General features: G+C 67.8%; 25 protein-coding genes. 13 read left to right on the top strand and 12 right to left on the bottom strand.

What is annotated here, in order from left to right:
* Window positions 1–77: 77 nt before the first annotated feature.
* Window positions 78–1,310, top strand: coding sequence for a L,D-transpeptidase (locus C5E41_RS11325; protein ID WP_104375757.1), 1,233 nt, complete (start codon window positions 78–80; stop codon window positions 1,308–1,310).
* Window positions 1,311–1,361: 51 nt separating this feature from the next.
* On the opposite strand, the gene C5E41_RS11330 is transcribed toward C5E41_RS11325, so the two are convergent.
* Genes C5E41_RS11330 through kdpF form a run of 4 tightly spaced genes read right to left on the bottom strand, consistent with a single transcriptional unit; the run spans window position 1,362 to window position 6,199 of the window.
* Entirely contained in the window at window positions 1,362–2,270 is a 909-nt protein-coding gene (locus C5E41_RS11330) for a potassium-transporting ATPase subunit C (protein ID WP_104375862.1), read from the bottom strand.
* Window positions 2,271–2,286: 16 nt separating this feature from the next.
* The gene (gene kdpB / locus C5E41_RS11335) at window positions 2,287–4,440 is read right to left on the bottom strand and encodes a potassium-transporting ATPase subunit KdpB (RefSeq protein ID WP_104375758.1); all 2,154 of its coding nucleotides are present in this window, start codon (window positions 4,438–4,440) and stop codon (window positions 2,287–2,289) included.
* Between the two features lies 1 nt (window position 4,441).
* Window positions 4,442–6,112, bottom strand: coding sequence for a potassium-transporting ATPase subunit KdpA (gene kdpA, locus C5E41_RS11340; RefSeq protein ID WP_104375759.1), 1,671 nt, complete (start codon window positions 6,110–6,112; stop codon window positions 4,442–4,444).
* Entirely contained in the window at window positions 6,113–6,199 is an 87-nt protein-coding gene (gene kdpF, locus C5E41_RS35010) for a K(+)-transporting ATPase subunit F (protein ID WP_128145776.1), read from the bottom strand.
* 374 nt (window positions 6,200–6,573) lie between these two features.
* Between kdpF and C5E41_RS33805 the strand changes: the two genes are divergently transcribed.
* The 9 genes from C5E41_RS33805 (at window position 6,574) to C5E41_RS11380 (ending at window position 13,670) form a co-directional block, all read left to right on the top strand.
* Window positions 6,574–6,720: a hypothetical protein gene (locus C5E41_RS33805; protein ID WP_181063200.1), complete on the top strand. Its 147-nt coding sequence runs from the start codon at window positions 6,574–6,576 to the stop codon at window positions 6,718–6,720.
* On the top strand, window positions 6,717–9,239 hold the full coding sequence (locus C5E41_RS11350; protein ID WP_104375761.1) for a sensor histidine kinase: 2,523 nt from the start codon (window positions 6,717–6,719) through the stop codon (window positions 9,237–9,239). The genes C5E41_RS33805 and C5E41_RS11350 overlap by 4 nt, the downstream gene beginning before the upstream one ends.
* Window positions 9,236–9,382, top strand: coding sequence for a hypothetical protein (locus C5E41_RS33810; RefSeq protein ID WP_181063201.1), 147 nt, complete (start codon window positions 9,236–9,238; stop codon window positions 9,380–9,382). The genes C5E41_RS11350 and C5E41_RS33810 overlap by 4 nt, the downstream gene beginning before the upstream one ends.
* A complete protein-coding gene (locus tag C5E41_RS11355; RefSeq protein ID WP_308706047.1) occupies window positions 9,379–10,086 on the top strand; it encodes a response regulator in 708 nt (235 codons plus the stop codon). Before C5E41_RS33810 ends, C5E41_RS11355 begins: the two co-directional genes overlap by 4 nt.
* A 117-nt stretch (window positions 10,087–10,203) precedes the next feature.
* Entirely contained in the window at window positions 10,204–10,719 is a 516-nt protein-coding gene (locus C5E41_RS11360) for an OsmC family protein (protein WP_104375864.1), read from the top strand.
* Window positions 10,716–10,997 (top strand): acylphosphatase, encoded by a 282-nt coding sequence (locus tag C5E41_RS11365; RefSeq protein ID WP_030513032.1) that lies wholly within the window; start codon window positions 10,716–10,718, stop codon window positions 10,995–10,997. The genes C5E41_RS11360 and C5E41_RS11365 overlap by 4 nt, the downstream gene beginning before the upstream one ends.
* A gap of 24 nt (window positions 10,998–11,021) precedes the next feature.
* A complete protein-coding gene (locus tag C5E41_RS35015) occupies window positions 11,022–12,014 on the top strand; it encodes a hypothetical protein (protein WP_258080900.1) in 993 nt (330 codons plus the stop codon).
* Window positions 12,015–13,181 carry a glutathionylspermidine synthase family protein gene (locus tag C5E41_RS11375; protein ID WP_104375762.1) on the top strand — a complete coding sequence of 389 codons (1,167 nt, stop codon included), beginning with the start codon at window positions 12,015–12,017 and terminating at the stop codon, window positions 13,179–13,181. It begins immediately after the preceding gene.
* Between the two features lie 36 nt (window positions 13,182–13,217).
* Entirely contained in the window at window positions 13,218–13,670 is a 453-nt protein-coding gene (locus tag C5E41_RS11380; RefSeq protein WP_104375763.1) for a DUF350 domain-containing protein, read from the top strand.
* Window positions 13,671–13,694: 24 nt separating this feature from the next.
* Here C5E41_RS11380 and C5E41_RS11385 read toward each other — a convergent pair whose 3' ends face one another.
* From C5E41_RS11385 to C5E41_RS11415, 7 genes are all read right to left on the bottom strand, one after another.
* Complete coding sequence (locus C5E41_RS11385) at window positions 13,695–14,720, bottom strand: PHP domain-containing protein (protein ID WP_104375764.1); 1,026 nt, start codon at window positions 14,718–14,720, stop codon at window positions 13,695–13,697.
* Entirely contained in the window at window positions 14,720–15,301 is a 582-nt protein-coding gene (locus tag C5E41_RS11390) for a dihydrofolate reductase family protein (protein WP_104375765.1), read from the bottom strand. The genes C5E41_RS11385 and C5E41_RS11390 overlap by 1 nt, the downstream gene beginning before the upstream one ends.
* Before the next feature lie 63 nt (window positions 15,302–15,364).
* Complete coding sequence (mutM, locus tag C5E41_RS11395) at window positions 15,365–16,222, bottom strand: bifunctional DNA-formamidopyrimidine glycosylase/DNA-(apurinic or apyrimidinic site) lyase (RefSeq protein ID WP_104375766.1); 858 nt, start codon at window positions 16,220–16,222, stop codon at window positions 15,365–15,367.
* Entirely contained in the window at window positions 16,222–16,977 is a 756-nt protein-coding gene (rnc, locus tag C5E41_RS11400; protein ID WP_104375767.1) for a ribonuclease III, read from the bottom strand. The genes mutM and rnc overlap by 1 nt, the downstream gene beginning before the upstream one ends.
* Before the next feature lie 23 nt (window positions 16,978–17,000).
* The gene (gene rpmF, locus C5E41_RS11405) at window positions 17,001–17,183 is read right to left on the bottom strand and encodes a 50S ribosomal protein L32 (protein ID WP_030513024.1); all 183 of its coding nucleotides are present in this window, start codon (window positions 17,181–17,183) and stop codon (window positions 17,001–17,003) included.
* A gap of 2 nt (window positions 17,184–17,185) precedes the next feature.
* Window positions 17,186–17,845, bottom strand: coding sequence for a YceD family protein (locus tag C5E41_RS11410; RefSeq protein ID WP_181063202.1), 660 nt, complete (start codon window positions 17,843–17,845; stop codon window positions 17,186–17,188).
* Window positions 17,846–17,941: 96 nt separating this feature from the next.
* Window positions 17,942–18,688 carry a DivIVA domain-containing protein gene (locus tag C5E41_RS11415; protein WP_104375768.1) on the bottom strand — a complete coding sequence of 249 codons (747 nt, stop codon included), beginning with the start codon at window positions 18,686–18,688 and terminating at the stop codon, window positions 17,942–17,944.
* Between the two features lie 256 nt (window positions 18,689–18,944).
* Here C5E41_RS11415 and C5E41_RS11420 point away from each other — a divergent pair, with 256 nt between their 5' ends.
* The 3 genes from C5E41_RS11420 to coaD all read left to right on the top strand — a co-directional run bounded on the left by C5E41_RS11420 (window position 18,945) and on the right by coaD (window position 21,307).
* A complete protein-coding gene (locus C5E41_RS11420; protein WP_258080901.1) occupies window positions 18,945–19,454 on the top strand; it encodes a GtrA family protein in 510 nt (169 codons plus the stop codon).
* Window positions 19,455–19,753: 299 nt separating this feature from the next.
* Window positions 19,754–20,776 carry a hypothetical protein gene (locus tag C5E41_RS11425; protein WP_258080902.1) on the top strand — a complete coding sequence of 341 codons (1,023 nt, stop codon included), beginning with the start codon at window positions 19,754–19,756 and terminating at the stop codon, window positions 20,774–20,776.
* 45 nt (window positions 20,777–20,821) lie between these two features.
* Window positions 20,822–21,307 (top strand): pantetheine-phosphate adenylyltransferase, encoded by a 486-nt coding sequence (gene coaD, locus C5E41_RS11430; RefSeq protein WP_030513019.1) that lies wholly within the window; start codon window positions 20,822–20,824, stop codon window positions 21,305–21,307.
* A 158-nt stretch (window positions 21,308–21,465) separates the two neighbouring features.
* Here coaD and rsmD read toward each other — a convergent pair whose 3' ends face one another.
* Window positions 21,466–22,023, bottom strand: coding sequence for a 16S rRNA (guanine(966)-N(2))-methyltransferase RsmD (gene rsmD / locus C5E41_RS11435; protein WP_104375770.1), 558 nt, complete (start codon window positions 22,021–22,023; stop codon window positions 21,466–21,468).
* Window positions 22,024–22,162: the final 139 nt, after the last annotated feature.

The following is a 22,162-nucleotide window of genomic DNA, read 5'->3' on the forward strand; positions in this document are numbered from 1 at the left end:
AACTACGTACCGAGACAGTAAGGCGATTGGTGCGCTGCGGGGGCTTGCCCAGGCGCACGGCTAACGCAGGAGACACCATGTCCACTCGCCGCTGCCGATTCAGTGTCGCGCTCGGGGTTATCGCCCTGGTGACGACGCTGATGGCCGCGTGCTCGTCATCCCCGGATCCCGCGTCGAATCCGACGCGGGGCACCCCGGGGCCCGCCGCGCCGGCCATTGCGATGGTCCCGGCCACGGGTAGTGCCGACGTCGATCCGCTCGGCACCATCGAGGTGAGCGCAACCGACGGCATCCTCACGGATGTGACGTTGACCAATGAAGAAGGCAAACAGGTCGACGGCACGCTCAATCCGGAGCGGACCGCGTGGAAACCGAAGGTTCCGCTCGGCTACGGCCACAACTACACCATGACCGCGAAGGGCATCACCGTCACCGGCCCCAGTGGTCCGATGACGTCGTCGTTCGCCACGCTCACTCCCAGCAACCAGGTCAAGGCGTATCTCACCACCACCGGTGGGCAGCCGCTGGCCGAGGGCGGAACCTACGGTGTGGGCACGGTCATCGTCGCTCACTTCGACGAGGCCGTCAGTGACCGCGCGGCGGCTGAGAAGCGGCTCTCGGTCACGACCGAACCGCAGGTCCAGGGCTCGTGGTACTGGCTCGACGACAAGAACGCGCACTGGCGCCCGCGGCAGTACTGGCAGCCGGGCACCAAGGTCACCGTCGCGGCGAACATCTTCGGCGCGCAGCTGGCGCCCGGCCTGTTCGGCCAGGAGGACTCCAAGACCAGCTTCACCATCGGCGACTCGCACGTCTCCATCGCCGACGACAACACCCACGAAGTGCAGGTGTTCGAGAACGGCAAGCTGATCCGCACCATGCCCACCTCGATGGGTCGCGGCGGCAGCGAGCAGGTCGGCGGCAAGACGATCTACTTCAACACCCCCGCGGGCATCTACACCGTGATGGGCAAGGGCAATCCGGTGATCATGGATTCCTCCAGCTACGGCCTGCCGGTGAACTCGCGGCTGGGCTACAAGGAGGCGATCGGCTGGGCCACCCAGATCAGTGGCGACGGGATCTACCTGCACCAGCTCGACTCGACCGTCTGGGCGCAGGGCAATACCGACACCTCGCACGGCTGTCTGAACCTGAACCTCGAGAATGCCCGCTGGTTCTACAACTTCGCGGTTCCGGGTGACGTGGTCGAGGTTCGCAACACCAGCGGCCCGCCGCTGCCCTCGTGGAACAACGGTGACTGGATCGTGCCGTGGGATCAGTGGGTGGCCGGCAGCGCGCTGCACTCCTGATCGCCACCGGCACCGATCGCCACGGCGCATCGTCTCCGCGGGCACCGAACCTCAGCGCCGCAACGGGTAGCGCTGGTCCAGCTCGAGATTCAGACCGAGGACGTCGACCTTGGGCTCTCCCAGGAAGCCCAGGTCACGACCGTCGGAATGCGTCACCACCACAGCGGCGACCTGTTCGGCCGTGATACCCCGCGCGGCCGCCACCCGCGCGCTCTGGATCTGCGCGTAACGCGGTGAGATGTGCGGATCCAGTCCGGACCCCGACGCGGTGACCGCGTCGGAGGGCACCGGGGTGTCGGCCGGCGCGTCACCTCGGACGGGGACGATCAGTCCGGCCGAATAGTCCGTCCCGGGCTGGGCACAGTCCACCCGGACCCCGCGGTAGGCGTCCTGGAACGGCGTCGCCGGGCACGCCTCGTTCACGCTGACGACCTTCGTCGGGGCGGTGACCTGCCCGTAGCTGTCGCGGGGACCGAAGACCGCCAGCACCGCACCAACCCCGCCGGGTGTACAGAACGGTCGCGCCCCGGAGACGCCCTCGCGCTCGCCGATCTGTTTGCTGCGCGTGCAGACCGTGGTCAGCAAACCGGTCTTCGATTGCGACGGGTCGGCGGCCAGGGTGTCGACGACGTCCTCGGGACCTTTGTTGCCGAAGCCGGTGTTGGTGGGGTCGTAGCCGTCGGGGCGGCTGCCGTCGGCCGGGGCGGAATTCGACGGGCGGGTCTGGAAGTACTGCGGCAGCGCCGCGCCGTTGCCGTCGGTGAACGCCTGACCGATGAGGCTGCTACCCACCAGCTTTCCGTCGCGGTGGACGAGCGAACCCTCGGCCTCGTCGTGCAGGCCCGGCAACTGCGCGACCGCGAAAACGGCCAGCGGATAGGCGATTCCGGTAATAACCGTCAGCACGAGCAGTGCCCGCACGGCGGCCAGATGCTGGCGGAACCAGGTGGTGTATCGCATCGAGAACGAAGGCATATCAGGACATCCCAGGCAGGAAGCGGACGACAAGGTCGATGAGTTTGATGCCGATGAACGGGGCGACGATGCCGCCCGCTCCATAGATGGCGAGGTTGCGGCTGAGCAGTTTCGACGCACTCGAGGGGCGATAGTCGACGCCGCGCAGAGCCAGCGGGATCAGCGCCACGATGACGATCGCGTTGAAGATCACCGCGGAAAGGATCGCCGACTGCGGGCTGTGCAAACGCATCACGTTGAGCACGTCCAAACCGGGGAACAACGCCACGAACAGCGCGGGAATGATCGCGAAGTACTTGGCGACGTCGTTGGCGATGGAGAAGGTCGTCAGCGCACCCCGGGTGATCAGCAACTGTTTGCCGATCTCGACGATCTCGATCAACTTGGTCGGATCCGAATCCAGATCGACCATGTTGCCGGCTTCCTTGGCCGCCGACGTTCCGGTGTTCATCGCGACGCCGACATCGGCCTGCGCCAGCGCCGGAGCGTCGTTGGTGCCGTCGCCGGTCATGGCGACCAGGCGCCCGCCGGCCTGTTCGCTCTTGATCAGCGCCAGCTTGTCCTCGGGAGTGGCCTCGGCCAGGAAGTCGTCGACCCCGGCCTCATCCGCGATCGCCTTCGCGGTCAGCGGATTGTCGCCGGTGATCATCACGGTGCGAATCCCCATGCGGCGCATCTCGTCGAAGCGCTCCCGCATGCCCTGTTTCACCACGTCCTTCAGATGAACCACACCCAGCAGCCGGGCTTGCCCGTCGATCAGTTCGCCGACCACCAGCGGTGTGCCACCCGAGGCCGAGATGCCGTCCACGGTCCGCCCGACGTCCTCCGGCACCGAACCACCGTGGGCCCGAACCCATTCCGTGACCGCGCTCGCCGCGCCCTTGCGCAGCTGGTGCCCGTCCCGCAGATTCACCCCCGACATCCGGGTCTGGGCGGTGAACTCCACCCAGTTCGCGGCCGCGAGTTCGCCCGGGGTGCGTTCGCGTTTGCCGTACGCGGATTTCGCGAACACCACGATCGAGCGGCCCTCGGGTGTTTCGTCGGCAAGGCTGGAAAGCTGCGCGGCGTCGGCCATCTCGTCCTCGGTGACCCCCGGCATGGCGACGAAGCCCGAGGCCTGCCGGTTGCCGAGGGTGATGGTGCCGGTCTTGTCGAGCAGCAGCGTGTTCACATCGCCCGCCGCCTCGACCGCGCGACCCGACATCGCCAGCACATTGCGTTGCACGAGGCGGTCCATGCCCGCGATGCCGATCGCGGACAGCAGCGCGCCGATCGTCGTGGGAATCAGGCAAACCAGCAGCGACACCATGACGATGCCGGTGATGCCGTGCACGTTCAGCGCCGCGCTGTCACCGACTCCCGGATTGTTCACCTTGGAGAAGATCGCCGGCGGCTGCAACGTCACGACCGCGAACACGAAGATGATCGTCAACGCGGCCAGCAGGATGTTCAGCGCGATCTCGTTGGGTGTCTTCTGCCGGCTGGCGCCCTCGACCAGCGCGATCATCTTGTCGATGAAACTGCCGCCCGGCTCCTGGGTGATCTCGACGACGATGCGGTCCGAGAGCACGGTGGTACCGCCGGTGACCGCGGACCGGTCGCCGCCGGATTCGCGGATCACCGGCGCCGACTCACCGGTGATCGCCGATTCGTCGACCGAGGCGATGCCCTCGACGACGTCGCCGTCACCCGGAACCACCTGCCCGGTCTCTACCACCACGTGGTCGCCGCGCCGCAGTTCGGGTGCGGGGACCCGCTCCTCGAGCGGCGCCTCGGCGCCCGGATGCCAGTTCACCAGCCGCCGGGCGACGGTGTCGGTCTTGGCTCTTCGCAATGTATCGGCCTGCGCCTTGCCGCGGCCCTCGGCGACGGCCTCGGCCAGGTTGGCGAAGATCACCGTCAACCACAGCCAGATCACGATCGCCCACGCGAAGACCGTGGGATGGACGAGGGCGAGGATCGTGGACCAGAGTGCGCCGATCTCCACGATCAGCATCACGGGATTGCGCCACAGCGTGCGCGGATCCAGTTTGCGCAGAGCCTCGGGCAGTGACCGCTTCAGCAGCGCCGGATCGAACATGCCCCGGGAGCTGCCGCGCGCGGACGGTTTGCCGCCGCGCGGCGCGGTCACGGAATCGGTTGTCGGAGCGGCCATTTCAGTGGATCCCTTCGGCGAGCGGCCCGAGCGCCAGCATGGGCAGGAACGTGAGAGCGACCAGGATCAGGGTCACGCCGGCGACCATGCCGACGAACTGCGGCCGGTGCGTCGGCAGCGTGCCGATCGACTCGGGCGTATGCCCCTGGTGGGCCAGCGATCCGGCGAGCGCGAGCACCAGAACGATGGGGATGAATCGGCCGAATACCATCGCCAGGCCGAGGGCGGTATTCCACCACACGGTGTTGCCGCTGAGCCCGGCGAAGGCCGAGCCGTTGTTGTTGGCGGCCGAGGTGAACGCGTAGAGCACCTCCGACAGGCCGTGCGGACCCGAATTCGCCATGGCCGCGCGCTCCCCCGGCAATGCCATCGCGACAGCGGTGCCCACCAGCGCGATCAGCGGGGTTACCAGGAAATACGATGCGGCGAACTTGATTTCGCGTGGGGTGATCTTCTTGCCGAGATATTCCGGCGTGCGCCCGACCATCAGCCCGGCGACGAATACGGTGATCACCGCCAGGATCAACATGCCGTACAGGCCCGACCCGACACCGCCGGGCGCGACCTCGCCGAGCTGCATGTTCACCATGGTCATCATGCCGCCGAGGCTGGTGTAGGAATCGTGGGCGGAGTCGACGGCACCGGTGGAGGTCAGCGTCGTAGACGTGGCGAAGGTCGCGGAATCCGCGACGCCGAACCGTGTTTCGACTCCCTCGAGCGCCGAGCCGACCGCCGTCGGCACGGTGCCGTGATGGCGCAGCTGCAGGAAGTTGGTCAGCGTCACGCTGATCAGCGCGAGCACGCCCATCACCGACGCGATCGCATAACCCTGCTTGGTGCTGCCCACCATGCGGCCGAAGGTTCGCGGCAGTGAGAAGGCGATCAGCAGGATCAGGAAGATCTCGAGCCAGTTGGTCCAGGCAGTCGGGTTCTCGAACGGGTGCGCGGAGTTCACATTGAAGAAGCCGCCACCGTTGGTACCCAGCAGTTTGATGCTTTCCTGCGAGGCGACCGGCCCGCCCGGAATCGTCTGCGTCGCCCCCGTGATCGTCTGCGCGACCTGATCGTGCAGATGGACGTTCTGGATCGCACCACCGGCGACCAGCACGATCGCGAACACGAACGCGATGGGCAGCAGGATCCGGAGGGTGCCGCGCACCAGATCGACCCAGAAGTTGCCGAGATCGCCGGTGTGGCGGCGAGCGAACCCGCGTACCAGCGCGACCGCGACCGCCAGCCCGACCGCGGCCGAGACGAAGTTCTGCACAGCCAGGCCCGCCATCTGGACCAGATGTCCCTGCGTCGACTCACCGGCATAGTTCTGCCAGTTGGTGTTGGTGACGAAGCTGATCGCGGTATTCCACGCCAGCGCCGCGGTCATCTCGGTCCCGGGCTCGTGCAGATGCAACGGCAGGTGGCCCTGAATCAGTTGCAGGAAGAACAGCGCCAGGACACTCACCGCGGAGAAGGCCAGCACGCTGCGGGCGTAGACGCCCCAGGTCTGCTCCACTCCGGGCTGGACCCCGATGGCGCGATAGACGATGCGCTCGGCCCGCGAGTGTTTCGTGCCCGAATACACCCGGTACATGTAGTCGCCGAGCGGAATGTGGACCGCCGCGAGCGCGACGATCAGGGTCGCCACGAAGACGACCCCGGCAGTGGTTGTGCTCACCTAGAACCTTTCCGGGAACAGCAGCGCCGCGACCATGTAGACGGCGACGCCGAGCGCCAGGATCAGACCGACGATGTTCTCGATCACAGCCGTTCCACCCCCCGTTGGAGCAGGCCGAGTAGGGCGAAGATCGCCACGGTCACGACGGTGAACACCGCGACAGACATAAATGCAAACCTCTCTGTTGACGGCATCCGGAGCGGATGCGCCGCCAGCGAGTCAAGCGTCTCGAACGGTCCGTTTTCGACGGCCTTGACGGCTTCTTAGCGGCGTGGACGACGGCTTTGACGAGGTGCTTACGTCCCCTCCAGCGTCCGCGAACGCGCCGTCAAAGTCAGCACCGGCCTCGTCAAGAAAGCGTCAAGATCGGCAAACGACCACCCGCGCAGGTGCACAGTGTGTTGTCCGGTTCGCCCAGTCGACCGGCACAGCGGCAATCACCGGGTCGTGAGGAGAAGACAGTGCCGGATTTCGCGGTCGCGGCGATGGTGATCATCGTCTTCGTCAGCTGCGCGCTGGGTCTGCGCGTGGCCGGCGGGCGCACCACTCGGGTCGTCCGAGTTTCGCGCCGTCCACATCGGCCGAATCGCGCGATGATGGACCTGTGAAGCGCGGACAACTACGCATCTACCTCGGGGCCGCGCCCGGCGTGGGGAAGACCTACGCGATGCTCGGCGAGGCGCATCGGCGAATAAGCCGTGGCCGCGACGTGGTAGCCGCGGTGGTGGAGACCCATGGCCGCAACAAGACCACGGAACTGCTCGAGGGCATCGAGCGGATACCGCCGGCGATGCGCACCTACCGCGGTACAACCCTGCCCGAGCTGGATCTCGACGCGGTGCTGCGCCGGGCGCCGGCCGTGGCCCTGGTGGACGAACTCGCGCATACGAACGTGCCGGGATCGAAGAACGAGAAGCGCTGGCAGGACGTCCACGAACTGCTCGACGCCGGTATCGATGTCATCTCCACGGTCAACGTTCAGCATCTGGACAGCCTCAACGACGTCGTCGAGCAGATCACCGGCGTGGTGCAGCGCGAAACCGTCCCGGATTGGGTGGTACGCGGCGCCGACCAGGTCGAACTGGTCGACATCACCCCGGAGGCGTTACGGCGCAGGCTCTCCCACGGCAACGTCTACACCGCCGACAAGGTCGACGCGGCCCTGCGCAACTACTTCCGGCCCGGCAATCTCACCGCGCTGCGCGAGCTGGCCCTGCTGTGGCTGGCCGATCAGGTCGACGCGGCGCTGGCCAAATACCGTGCCGACCACAAGATCACCGCGACCTGGGAGGCGCGCGAACGCGTGGTCGTCGCGGTGACCGGCGGGCCGGAATCGGAGACGATCGTGCGGCGCGCGAGCCGCATCGCCACCAAATCCAGTGCCGAGCTGATCGTCGTGCACGTCGTGCGCGGCGACGGACTGGCCGGAGTGTCGGCGCAACGGCTGCACCGGTTGCGTGAGCTTGCCGCCGGACTCGGTTCCAGCCTGCACACGGTGACCGGCGAGAACGTACCCAACGCCCTGCTGGATTTCGCCCGGCAGGTCAACGCCACCCAGCTGGTGGTGGGCACCTCCCGGCGCTCGCGCTGGGCACGGATTCTCGACCAGGGCATCGGCGCGACCGTGGTGCAGCGCTCGGGAACCATCGACGTCCACATGGTCACCCACGAGGAGGCGCAACGGGGACTGCGCTGGTCGGCCCTGCTGCGGCGGCAGCGACCGACCGCGTCGTGGCTGGCCGCGCTGGTGGTGCCCACTCTGATCACGCTGGTCTGCTATCTGTGGCTGGATTCGCGACTGGATCTGGCCGGGGAGAGCGCGATGTACTTCATCGGCGTGATCGCGGTCGCGCTGCTCGGCGGTGTCGCACCGGCCGCGCTGTCGGCGGTGCTGGGCGGATTGCTGCTGAACTGGTTCTTCACCACCCCGCGCCACAGCCTCACCATCGCCGAACCCAACAATTTCCTCACCATCGTCGTGATGGCGGCGGTCGCCGTGGCGGTCGCGGCGCTGGTCGACATCTCCGCCAATCGCACCCGCGAGGCACGCACCGCCTCGCGCGAAGCCGAGTTGCTGACCCTGTTCGCCGGCGCGATCCTGCACGGCGCCGACCTGCCCGATCTGCTCGAGCGCGCCCGCGAGATCTACCGTCAGCGGGCGGTGAGCTTTGTGAGCGATGCGGAGGTGATCGCCTGCGTCGGTGACGATCCGGCGCGCACACCCGGCGCCGCCGATACCGCGATCGGGGCCGGCGACGAGGAACACTGGCTGCTGCTCAGCGGGCGCGCGCTGACACCCGGTGACCGCCGGGTGCTCGCCGCGGTCGCCGGGCAGGCGGCCGGGCTGGTGCGCCAGCGCGAACTCGCCGACCAGGCCCAGGCGGCTGCCGGTGTGATGGCGGCCGACCGGCTGCGCCGGGCGTTGCTGTCGGCGGTCAGCCATGACCTGCGCACGCCGCTGGCCGCGGCGAAGGCAGCGGTCTCGAGTCTGCGCAGTGAGGACGTGCAGTTCTCCCCCGCCGATACCGCCGAATTGCTGGAAACCATCGAGGAATCCACCGATCAGCTCACCGCGCTCGTCGGCAATCTGCTCGACTCCTCGCGGCTCGCGGCCGGCGCCGTGGAACCCAATCTCAAGCAGGTCTACCTGGAGGAGGTGGTCAACCGCGCGGTCGTCGGCGTCGGGATGGGAACCCGCGGTGTGCGGCAGGCGGCGATGGACCGGGTGAAGGTCGAGGTCGGCGAGGTGTCGGTCTACGCCGACAGCGGCCTGCTGGAACGGGTGCTCGCCAATCTGATCGACAACGCGCTGCGCTACTCGGCGCCGGCCGGAACGGCCGTCCCCGACACACCGGTGCGGGTTGGCGCCGAACGCGACGGCGGCCGGGTATCCATCACAGTGGTCGACTACGGTCCGGGCGTTCCGACCGGACTCGAGGAACAGATGTTCGAGCCGTTCCAGCGATTGGGCGACCGCGACAATTCGACCGGTGTGGGGCTGGGCCTGTCGGTGGTCCGCGGATTCGTCGAGGCGATGGGCGGGACCGTACACGCCGAACCGACGCCCGGAGGTGGGCTGACCATGGTGATCGAGCTGCCGGCCGATGAGACACAGGAGGCGTCGTGAGTCACACTGCGCAGCCCGCTCGCGACGCCGACCGGGTGCGGGTGTCCCGCGAAAACACAGGAGGCGTCGTGAGTCACACTGCGCAGCCCGCTCGCGACGCCGACCGGGTGCGGGTGTCCCGCAAGATGGAGGAGGCGTCGTGACATCGGCCGAACGACCGCCGGCCGCGATCCGGGTGCTGGTCGTCGACGACGAACCGCAGATCCTGCGCGCACTGCGGATCAACCTGTCGGTGCGCGGCTACGAGGTGATCACCGCCGCCACCGGCTCGGCGGCCCTGCGGGCGGCCGCGGAGAAACATCCCGACGTGGTCGTGCTGGATCTGGGCCTGCCCGATATCGACGGCGTCGAGGTACTGGCCGGAATTCGCGGCTGGAGTTCGATGCCGGTGATCGTGCTGTCCGCCCGCACCGATTCCTCGGACAAGGTGCAGGCCCTCGACACCGGAGCCGACGACTACGTCACCAAACCGTTCGGCATGGACGAACTGCTGGCCCGCCTCCGGGCGGCGGTGCGGCGTTCCGCCTCGACGGCCGAGGAGTCGGCGCCGATCGTGGAAACGTCCTCGTTCACCGTCGATCTCGCGGCGAAGAAGGTCATCCGCGGCGGCCGCGACGTCCACCTCACGCCCACCGAATGGGGTGTGCTGGAAATGCTGGTGCGCAATCAGGGCAAGCTGGTGGGCCGCCGGGAACTGCTGCGCGAGGTGTGGGGCCCGACGTATGCGACCGAAACCCACTATCTCCGGGTGTATCTGGCGCAGCTGCGGCGCAAGCTCGAAGACGACCCTTCCCAGCCGAAACATCTGCTCACCGAGGCCGGTATGGGGTACCGATTCCAAGCCTGATCCGAGCCCGGACACGCCCGGCAGAACCGGTGATATCGGACACAACGGCCTCCACACGCCGTGGTGAAAGCCGGTGTGCGGTGCGGATACGCCGGGCACGATGGCAGGATCGACGGTATGTCCGAACAGACCACCACCTCCGCCGCACCCACCGCCGCCGCGGCGCAGCCCGCGACCGTCGCGGCCGCCCCGCAGACCAAGGCGCCGAAGCCGGTGACCGAATTGTGGGTGGAGCGGACCGGCACGCGCCGCTACACCGGACGCAGCTCGCGCGGAGCCGAGGTGCTCATCGGCTCCGATGGCGTCGAGGGCGTGTTCACCCCGGGTGAGCTGCTGAAGATCGCGCTGGCCGCCTGCACCGGGATGAGTTCGGACTTCCCGCTGTCCAACCGGCTCGGGGAGAACTACGACACCACAATCCGCGTCTCCGGCGACGCCGACCGCGAGAACGAGGTATATCCGGAACTGAACGAGATCGTCGAGCTGGACCTGTCCGAGCTCGACGAGGCCGGGCGTCAGCGCCTGCTGGTCACCGTGCAGCGCGCCATCGACAAGGTGTGCACGGTGGGACGGACGCTGAAGGCGGGCACGACGGTGAACCTGACGTTCCAGATCGACAAGATCGACTCGTGAGTCCCGACCCCGTCCGGCTCAGTGCCTGGGTGCACGGCCTGGTTCAGGGCGTCGGGTTCCGCTGGTGGACGCGAGCGCGGGCGCTGGAGCTCGGTTTGGTGGGCCACGCCCGCAACACCCGGGACGGGCGCGTGCACGTGGTGGCCGAGGGTCCGCGACCGGCGTGCGAGCGTTTGCTGGCATTGTTGCGGTCGGGTGACACTCCTGGTCGAGTCGACCTGGTTGTGGAAAACTGGGGCGCCGCCCTCGGCGGAATCACAGGCTTCGAGGAACGGTAGCGGCGGGGATACAGGAGTCGATCGTTGGCAACACATGAGCCGGGCGGCGGACCCGGGGATCGGGATTCGCACGACCCCCGCGACGCCCCGTCCGTGGGGGAAGACAGCACCGGTGGCGGCACGGAATCTGGCGAGTCGAAAGAAATCGGCGCCTCGGATCCGACGGTGCGTTTCGGCGCACAGCCCGGTGGCGAGCGCGAGACCGGCGCATCCGAGGCGGAACCGACGAGACGCCTGGGCGAACCGGACCCCACCCTCCCGAATCCGCGGACCGCGCCGACGCTCCCCGGCACGCCCATCCTGCCGGGCTTCCCCGACCCGGCCTCGACGATTCCCGGCCTGGCCACCCCCGGTGCACCGAACCCGCTGTCGGACAACGCTTTCGGCGCCGATGCCGGTGGCTCGACGGAGTCCGAGGGTGAGAACCCCGGCGCCGCAGGCGAATCCGGCGCACCCCGGCGCATGCGCGGGAGTATGCAGCGGCAGGAAGCCGGCGTCACCCAGCCTCGCCCGCCGACGGTGGCCGAGGCGCGGGCGCGCGACAAGGCCCGTAAACGCGCCGAAGAGGCGGAGCGGGCCGCGGCGGAGGCCGCGGAAACCAAGCGGCGCAAGCGCAAGCGGCTGCTCATCGGCGGCGTGGCGGTGGCCGGCATCGCCGCGGTGGTCGGCACCGGATATCTCGCCTACCAGGCCGCACATCGGCCCGCGAACGTGACCGCCTACTGCATCACCGACGACAACGGGCAGCAGCAGGTCGTACCCGATGACGACTGTGTGCGCGCCCAGTCCTACGCGAGTACCGGCGGCTATTACGGCGGCGGCGGCCTCGGTCCCGGCATCTTCCTCTACAACGGCCACCAGTACCGCTACTACTACGGCGGCAACAACGCCGTCGGGCGCGCGCCCGTCGGCGGCAGCACGGTCGCGCCGAAGAAGGCCACCGTCAGCACCAAGAGCGGGACCGTCGTACGTGGCGGTCTCGGCAGTAAATCCGGTTCCACCAGTGGAGGCTCCTAGATGCGTCGGATGCGCAACCGGCAACGTCCCGGCTGGCAGAAGATCATCGCCGATCAAGGGCTGGTATTCGGCTCGCCCGGCCGCGACGCGAACGGACAGTCGCGCCCGTACTGGGATGAATCGGTGCACTACGAATTCGATCTCGACGAAATCCTCGCGCTCGAGGCCCAGGTGGAAGTGCTGCATTCGATGTGCCTGCACGCGGTCGAGCAGATCGTGCTCACCGAGCGCTTCGCCGATTTCGGTCTGCCCGAGTGGAGTTGGGAGCCGATCAAGAAGTCGTGGCAGCGCAGCGATCCGTACGTCTACGGACGTTTCGATCTGCGCTACGACGGCCGCGGTCCGGCGAAATTGCTGGAGTACAACGCCGATACCCCGACCTCGCTGCTGGAAGCGGCCATCGTGCAGTGGCACTGGCTCACCGACGTCTACCCCGACGACGACCAGTGGAATTCGCTGCACGAGCGCCTGGTCGAGCGCTGGGGCGAGCTGCTCGACCAGCTGCCCACCAACCAGCTGCACTTCACCTGGTCCTCGGCCGACGCCTCCGGCGAGGACAACGTGACCACCGCGTATATGCAGGAGACCGCCGCCGAGGCAGGTTTCGACACCATCGCGCTGCCGATCGAGGAGATCGGTTTCGATACCGAGCTGGAGCGTTTCGTCGATCTGGCCGAGGCGCCGATCGGTTCGATCTTCAAGCTGTATCCGTGGGAGTGGGCGCTCGACGACGATTTCGGCAAGCGCGTGGTGGACTCCATTCCCGAGACCGCCTGGGTCGAACCCCTCTGGAAGACACTGCTGTCCAACAAGGCGCTGCTGGCGGTGCTGTGGGAGATGTATCCCGGGCACCCGAATCTGCTGCCGGCCTATCTCGACGATCCGCACGAACTCACCGAGTACATCCGCAAACCGAAGCTGGGCCGCGAAGGCGCCAATATGACCATCGTCGGCGCCGGGATGGAAACCTCGACCGGCGGCGTGTACGGCGAAGAGGGGTTCGTCTATCAACTTCTCGATCCGCTACCGGATTTCGACGGCCTGCGGCCGGTCCTGGGCGCCTGGATCGTCGGCGACACCTCGGCCGGTCTCGGCATCCGCGAATCCCCCGGCCTGATCACCGATGACGGCGCCACCTTCGTTCCGCATCGCATTCCGACCAAGTAGCATTCAGCGACTCGATCAACATCACCGGAGGAATCTGTGTCGTCCACCCTCGCGCTCGAATCAGGGTATTGGAGCTCCGTCGGACACGGCGTCGGCGCGATTGCGCTGTACGCGGTGCTGGGTCTGGTCCTGATGCTGATCGGATTCCAGGCCATCGACAGTTCCACGCCCGGACCGCTGCGCAGGATGGTCGCCGCCGGTAATCCGAACGCGGTCGTCATCGCCTCCGCGGGCATGGTGAGTATGGCCTTGATCGTGGTGCTGGCGATCTACTCCTCCGGCGGCCGGCTCGTCGAGGGCCTGATCGCCACCGGCATCTACGGGCTGGTGGGCATCGTCGCGCAGGTGATCTCCATCCGGCTGCTCGAATGGCTGGTCGGCCTGCACATCGGCGATCTGCTGAAATCGTCCACGTACCAGATTCAGTCGCTGCTGGTGGCCGCCGCGCATCTGGCGATCGGCATGGTCGTCGCGTTCGCGATCCTCTGAGCGGGCCCGGTTCGCCGCGAGGTGTCACCGCGCGGTGAACGCCAGGAGTTCGCCCAGTGGCAGGCTGTTGATGATGCGGTCGGCCGGGACCTCGTTCGCCGCCGCACGTTCGCAGCCGTAGCCCTGCCAATCCAGCTGCCCGGGGGCGTGCGCGTCGGTATCGATGCTGAAATGGCAGCCCATCTCCACGGCCAGGCGTAGCAGCCGGCTCGGCGGATCGAGCCGTTCGGGACGACTGTTGATTTCCACGGCCGTCCCGTAGCGGCGACACGCCTCGAAGACGAGTTCGGCATCGAACGACGATTCCGGCCGGATGCCGCGATTACCGGCGACCAATCGCCCGGTGCAGTGGCCGAGTATATCGACATTCGGATTCGCCACCGCGTACACCATGCGTTTGGTCATGATCGCCGAGTCGGCGCGCAGGTTCGAATGCACGCTGGCCACAACGACATCCAGGCGGGCGAGCAGCTCGGCCTCCTGGTCGAGAGTGCCGTCGTCGAGGATGTCGACCTCGATACCGGTGAGAATGCGAAACGGTGCGAGCCGCTCGTTGAGTTCGGCCACCACGTCCAACTGGCGGCGCAGCCGCTCCGCGGAGAGTCCGTTGGCGACTTTCAGCCGCGGGGAATGATCGGTCAGCGCACAATATTCGTGGCCCAGCGCCTGCGCGGTGCGCATCATCTCCTCGATCGGGCTGCCGCCGTCGGACCAGTCGGAGTGGGTGTGCAGATCGCCGCGCAGCAACGCGCGGACCTCGCCACCGGCGGGTGCGATCGGCCGTGCCGCGGAACGCAATTCGGCCAGTCGCTGCGGTACTGCGCCGGCGCAGGCCTGTTCGATCACCGCCGCGGTCTTCGGTCCGATACCCGAAAGTTCCTGCCAGGCACCGGATTCGCGGTAACGCTCGAAATCGGCGTCCGACAGCTCGGCCACCACATCGGCCGCCCGTCGGTAGGCCTTGACCCGATGGGTCTGCGCGCGATCGCGTTCCATCCAGAACGCGATCTCGCGCAGTGCGGCCACCGGATCCGGAATCTGGCCGCCCACTAGGGCATCCGGCTGTATTTGATGAACGCCACTCCGTCCTCGAACACCCGGCCCGTGAGCACCCGGAACAGCGCCGGCTCGGGCAGCCGTGGTCCCGCGCCGAACAGCGGCCGGCCGTGCCCCAGCACGATCGGATACAACTTGAGGAAGATCTGGTCGATCTCCGGTAGCAGCGCCTGTGCCAGTTCACCGCCGCCGCACAACCAGATACCCGCCCCCTTCTCCTGCTTGAGTCCGCGCACGCGCCCCAACGGGTCGGAGGTGATCAACTCGACGTCCGGATCCGGAGCGCCGGGCAGGGTGGTCGAGACGACGAACTGCCGCAGATGTGAATACGGGCTCGACGTGCCGGTCCGCACCCCGAAATCGTGGGTTTTGCGGCCCATGAGCACGGTGTCGAAACTTTCGCCCGGGCTGTCGATCCCGAGTGATTCCCGGATCTTGGTCGGTAGCGTCTCCGGATACTGCGCGGTGATGGCCGGGCCGTGGTCACCACCTACCGGAAAGAAATCGACCGATCCGTCCGAGGTGGCGATATACCCGTCGATGGTCGAGGCCACGAAGTAGGTGAGCTTGCGCATCCGTTCTCCCTTCGTACGAAGTGGCGTTATCGGACACACCGCAAATTTAGCGCGTGCTCGCCACTATCGCCGGGGCTTCGGCTGGCAGCGCGGACAGGAGTAGGACGAGCGGTTCATGAACTTCTCGCGGCGGATCGGGGCGCCGCAACGACGGCACGGTTCGTCCTCGCGGCCGTAGGCGGCCAGCGACCGCTCGAAGTATCCGGAATTGCCGTTGACGTTGACATACAGCGCGTCGAAGGAGGTGCCGCCGGCGTCGAGGGCCGCCCCCATCACCGCCTGCACCTCGCTCAGCAGCCGCCGCAGTGCGGGCCGGGTGAGCGCCGCGGCGGGGCGTTCACCGTGGATGCGGGCTCGCCACAACGCCTCGTCGGCGTAGATGTTGCCGATGCCCGAGACCACCGTCTGATCCAGCAGCACCCGCTTGATCTCGGAGGATTTGGTCCGTATACGCGCGACCACGGCCTCGGTGTCGAAATGGGGATCGAGCGGATCGCGCGCGATGTGGGCGACCGATTCCGGCAGTTCCTCACCGTCGTGAGCGATGAGCCGATTCAGCGCCCAGCCACCGAAGGTACGCTGATCGACGAAGCGCAGCTGGGTGCCGTTGTCGAGTCCGGCGACGATATGCGCGTGTTTCTCCAGCGGCGCCTGCGCGGACTGCACGAGCATCTGCCCGCTCATCCCCAGATGGACGACGAGTGCGGCATCGGGATCGTCGAAGGTCAGCCAGAGGAATTTGCCGCGGCGGCGGGCGGATTCGATCCGCAGGCCCGCCATCCGGGCGGCGAGATCGTCACCGCCGAGTTCGTGGCGGCGCACCGACCGCGGATGTTTGACCAGGACCGATTCCACGACGTGGCCGACGACGTGCTCCTCGAGTCCGCGCCGGACCACCTCGACCTCGGGCAGTTCGGGCATCAGTCACCGGCTTCGGCGGAACCGTCCGCGGTGAGCGCCTGCCACGCAGCGCCCGCGGCCTTCTGCTCGGCTTCCTTCTTCGACCGGCCGACGCCCTGCCCATAGGCCTGGCCACCAATCACCGCGGTGGCGGTGAATTCCTTGTCGTGGTCGGGACCGGTCGAGGTGATCTCGTAGCTGGGCACGCCGATGCCGCGTTCCGCGGTGAGCTCCTGCAGACTGGTCTTCCAGTCCAGGCCGGCGCCCATCCGGGGACCGCGCTCGAGCAGTTCGGCGAACAGCCGCAGCACGACTCCGCGCGCGACCTCGATGCCGTGTTGCAGATGGACCGCGCCCAGCAGCGATTCCATCCCGTCGGCGAGAATGCTCGCCTTGTCCCGGCCGCCGGTGAGCTCCTCGCCCTTACCGAGCAGCAGATGACGGCCGAGGCCGCCCTCACCCAGGCCGCGCGCGACCTCGGCCAGCGCGTGCATGTTCACCACACTGGCGCGCAGTTTGGCGAGCTCGCCCTCGGATTTCTCCGGATGCTCGAGGTACAGGCGCTCGGTGATGCTCAGACCGAGAACCGAATCGCCCAGGAATTCCAGGCGTTCGTTGGTCGGCAGACCACCGTTCTCGTAGGCATAGGAACGGTGGGTGAGCGCCAGCCGGAGCAGATCCGGGCGCACCTCCACGCCGAGCGCTTCCAGAAGGCTGGCGTGGTCAGCGGCCTCGCCCGCTGCGGGTGCGTCCGCTTCGTCCTTACCGGCGGTCACTTTGCGGCTACCCGATCGGCAGATCAGATGGCCGAGGTGACCTGGCGGCCCTTGTAGGTGCCGCAGTTCGGGCACGCGATGTGCGGGAGGGTCTTCTGACCGCACGCCCGGTTCGGGCAGGTGATCAGGGTCGGCGCGGTGGCCTTCCACTGGCTGCGCCGCGAGTGGGTGTTGGCACGAGACATCCGGCGCTTCGGAACGGCCACGACTACTTCTCCTCTGTCGTCGAACTTGCCGAACCATGGCGGTCGGCAAGGGATCGGTCTACGTCTGATGGGGCGTCGGAGACGCCGGAGCTGGGGGTTTCGCTCGCGAATTTCGCAAGCCCCGCCCAGCGAGGGTCCAGTATCTCATGCGTGTGATCCGGACCCGCAATCGCCATCCGGACACCGCATTCCGGGCACAGCCCGGCACAATCGGGTTCACACAGCGGTTGCAGCGGCAATTCCAGACCGACGGCGTCGGTGACCACCGGCTCGATGTCGATCATGTCGTCGACGAGCCGGTAGATCTCGTCTTCCTCGGTGGTCTGCTCGGTCGCGCTGTCCGGATAGGCGAACAGTTCGGTGATCTCGAGTTCCAGATCGTCGGTGAACGACTCCAGGCAGCGCGAGCACTCCCCCTCGATCGGCGCCGACACCGAACCGGTGACCAGCACACCCTCCGAGACCGCCTGCAGGGTCAGATCGAGGTCGATCTCGGCACCGGCCGGGATCGCGATCAGGTCCAAGCCGATCTTCTCGGGCGCGGTGACGACCCGATGCACCTGCCGAATCGAGCCCGGGGCACGCCCCAGACTGCGGGTGTCCAGCAGGAAATCCGCGTCCGTCTGACGACGACGCGTACCGGAACCGGACTGGGCGGACATCGGACACTCACTCACGTTTCGAGGGGGTTTGGGCAACCACTCCACAGTACGCGAACTGCGCCGATCCCCCCAAATCCCGGAACGAACGCGGGCAGATCAGCGCCGGAAGTCGGCGGCGTAGTCCGGAACGCCGGTGCCCGAACGCAATTGCTGACGACCGCGGCCGACCGTCCGCAGCGTCGAGTGCAAAGTCTCCTCGAAATCGGCCAGTTGGGAATCGACGTAGTGGTCGCATTCCTCGCGCAGCCGGTCGGCCTCGGTCTGCGCGGCGTCGATCAGCCGCGCGGATTCGGCGTGCGCGGCCCGCACCACCTCGGTCTGCGAGACCAGTCGCTCCTGTTCGGCCTGCCCCTCGGCCACCGATCGGTCGTAGGAGGCCTGGCCCGCCGCGATCATCCGCTCCGATTCGGTGCGGGCGCGGCCGGTGAGCGCCTCGTACTCGGCCTTACCGTCGGTCACGATCCGGTCGGCCTCGGCCTGCGCGGTCGCGACCAGGTGATCGGCGTGCGCGCGGGCCTCGGCGACCATCCGGTCAGCGTGCGCCTTGGCGTCGGCCAGCAGCCGGTCGGCCTCCTCGCGGGCGCCGGCGACGGTCTGTTCGGCCTGGTCGTTCGCGCCGGTCACCGTCGCCTCGGCGGTATTGCGGGCATCGGAGACGATCTTGTCGCGGTGGTCGAGCACGTCCTGGGCGTCGTCGAGTTCGCCGGGCAGCGCCTCACGCACGTCGTCGAGCAGTTCCAGCACGTCACCGCGAGGCACGATGCAATTGCGGGTCGGCGGGATACCCCGCGCCTCTTCGACGATCGCGACCAGTTCGTCGAGTGCCTCGAATACGCGATACATCCTGCTGACCCCACTCTCGTGCCGAACTACTGCTCTCGGCCCAGTGTGCCCGCATCCCGCGTGTCTGCCCAGATCACCATCGGTGTGTCGGATGGTGTTTCCTATCCCACACAAATCAAGTGGAGGAAATCTCTCCGCTTGGTGCTATCTTTTCTACCGAGCGGTAGACCAGCCGGAACACGTCGCCTTCGGCGTCCGGCACTGTGCGATCGGAACGACAATGGTTGTCCTTTATCCGGCACCTCCGGGTATGTGGGTGAACCCACAGCCCGATCCGGGTGTATCCATCGGGCACAGCGAACTGCTGGCCGAGACGCCGGAGCCGCAACAGTCCCCGCCCGCCGTCCGCCGTCTCGCCTCACGCTTTGCCAACTACCTGCGCGGTGACCACTGGCTGTCGCAACTCGTCCGGTTCGCACTGGTCGGCGGCTTCAGCAATATCGGCTACTTCCTGCTCTTCCTGGCCTGCTACAGCGGTGGACCGCAGCTCGCCAACCTGACCGGATCGATCGTCAGCACGGCACTCGCCAACGAACTGCACCGCCGCCTCACCTTCCATGCCGCCGACCGGGTCGGCTGGCTCACCGCTCAACTCGAGGGCGGTGGACTGGCGCTGGCCGGACTCGCCATCACCTCGGGGGCGCTGGCGGTGCTCGATATCGCGGCGCCCGGACTCGACGACGTCGCCGAGGCGATCGCCGTCATCGGCATCACCGCCGGAGTCGGTGCGCTGCGCTTCCTGACGCTGCGGCTCTGGGTGTTCTGATCGCCTGACGCTCCGGGTGTTCTGATCGCCCGGCGTTCCTGCACGGGGTGCGGCTGCAACCTGGTCATCTGTGCAAGGAACCGAGTCTTCTTACCCCACGTCCTAACTCAGCAAACGTCGTTGCGAGTTCTCATCGTGGGAGGTTCGGCAATGCACCACCGTTCGGAGAACCACTGTCCGGGAAGTCCCACCCTCTGGCGGGCGGGTCTGCGTTCGGCCACGTCCCCGCGCCCGCGGGTACCGGTTCCCTGTCCTCTTCTCCCCCACCCGCGCCGCACCCGTCGGCACCAGGACCCGCAATGACGCACCGCAACGGGCGTGCCGAAACCGTGTGCCGCGCAAGCCGACCGGCGGCGCAACAGGATGGGGTCGCCGGGCTGCACCGGCGCCGAGACGCGGTGTCGGCAGGGGTCGGCGACGACGAGATCCGGCGGCGGTGCGCGATCGGGAGCTGGCGGCGGGTGCGGCGCGGGGCGTACGCCGAGGCCTCGTTACTCGCGGAGTTGGACGACGTGGCGCGGCACCGGCTGGCGGTGGCGGCGCTGCTGCCGGAGATGGCGGCCGATGCCGTGGTGAGCCACCAATCGGCGGCGGTCATGCTGGGTGCGCCGATGTCCCCGGCACTGCTGGACCGCGTCCACGTGACGCGCAATCGACGCCACGGCGGGCGCATCAAACCGAATCTGAAGGTCCACTGCGCACCGGTCACCGTCGTGGCCGAACGGCAGGGGCTGCTGGTCACCAGTCCCGCCCGTACGGTCATCGATCTGGCTCGCACACTTCCGTTCGAATCAGCGGTGGTCGTCGGCGATGCCCTCGCCCGCGAATTCGGCGTCACCGCACCGGCATTGGCACGCGAACTGGCCTGCGCCCGGGGTCGGCGCGGCGTCGACGGCGCGCGGCACGTGATCGGTTTTCTCGATCCGCGCAGCGGCGGAGTCGAGCACTCCCGGATCCGCGTGCTGCTGCGGTTGCTCGGGTTCCCGCCGGCGGCCGCGGGTGGAGTGATCCATGCCGACGACGGGAGAGTGCTGGGGACGGCCGATCTGTATCTCGGCCGAACCGGAGTGGTGCTCGAGGTCGACGGGCACCGGCCGATCAGAGCGCGAGCCCATGGCGGGCCGTCGCGCCGAACGCCGGATGCGGTGTTGCGGCGCTATGGATTTCAGCTGGTCCGCACCACCTGGCGCGGTTTGAGTGCGGGAGGCACCGCGGAGCGCGTGCACGCCGCGCTGAGCCGGGCCCGCGAGCAGCGGCCCCGGGGCTACATCCGCCCCGCACCCCTCGAAGCGCCGACGCCACTGCGGCTGCGTGCGCTGTGACGACCACGATCGGCTCGGCCCGCCCCGACCTGTTAGCGTCGCTGCATGGCTGGAGCACTGTGCCCCGGGTCCTTCGATCCGGTGACCAACGGGCATATCGACGTCATCTCGCGCGCGGCCGCGCAGTTCGACGAGGTCGTCGTGACCGTGATGATCAACAAGAGCAAGCAGGGCATGTTCAGCGTCGACGAGCGGATCGAGATGTTGCGCGAGGCGACCGCCGATCTGCCCAACGTGCGAATCGAATCCTGGTACGGGCTGCTGGTCGATTTCGCTCGCGAACAGGGCATCACCGCCATGGTCAAAGGTCTGCGCGATGCCACCGATCTCGGATACGAGATGCAGATGGCCCAGATGAACAAGCACCTCTCGGGCGTCGACACCTACTTCCTGGCCACTAACCCGGCCCTCAGCTTCCTGTCCAGTTCGCTGGTCAAGGAGGTGGCGACCTTCGGTGGCGACGTCACCGGGATGTTGCCGCCGGCCGTGCACAAACGCCTGCTCGCGCGCATCGCCGAACGCCGCGGCTGAGCGGGAGGCCGCGCCGAAAAGGCGCCACGCAGTAGAAGGCTCGGTGTAGAAGGCACGGTGCAGAAGGCCCGACAAAGACGAATCCCACGGCGGCGAGGTCGCCGCTGTGGCGGACGTTGTCACCGAGCAACGGCTGCCGGGTCCGAGCACGAGCCGGATCAACCGTGGTATTCGGCGAGGTCGATGCGAGTCTCGCCGTAGCGACGGGGCTTCAATGGCGAATACCCCGGCGGCCACGCGGTTTCCGGTGACCGGGCCGAGCGCTCCACGACGATCAGGGCGTCCTCGTACAGCCAGCCGTTGGCCGACAAGGCCCGCAGGTCGGCCTCGACAGCGGCGTCGCCAACCGCGTAGGGCGGGTCGGACAGCACCAGGTCGTATGGCTCGGCCGGTGCTGTCGCCAGCACGGAAGCGACTGTGCCCGGGCGCAATTCGGCGCCGGGCACATCCAGATCCGCGATATTTCCGCGAATCACCGCGGCCGCCTTGCGATCGGATTCGACCAGCAGCGCATGGGACGCACCGCGCGACAGTGCCTCCAGACCGAGGGCCCCGGAACCGGCATAGAGGTCGAGTACCCGGATGCCGTCGACATCCATGCGCGCGGTGAGCGCGTTGAACAGCGCTTCCCGCACCCGGTCCGAGGTCGGCCTGGTCCCCGTGGGCGGAACCCGCAGCCGCCGGCCGCCGGCCACGCCCGCGACGATCCGGGTCACCGCGATGCCTCCGCCACGGCAAGCCGAGGGCGCGCGGCCGTGTGGGCGGGTCGGCCCCGCCCACACGACGACATCGACCGGTCCACCGGCATACGGTGTGCGTGACCGATCACTGCCGGCCCTCGCCCCGCGCCCCACT

The organism is Nocardia nova, from assembly GCF_002933465.1.
Taxonomy (GTDB): domain Bacteria; phylum Actinomycetota; class Actinomycetes; order Mycobacteriales; family Mycobacteriaceae; genus Nocardia; species Nocardia nova_B.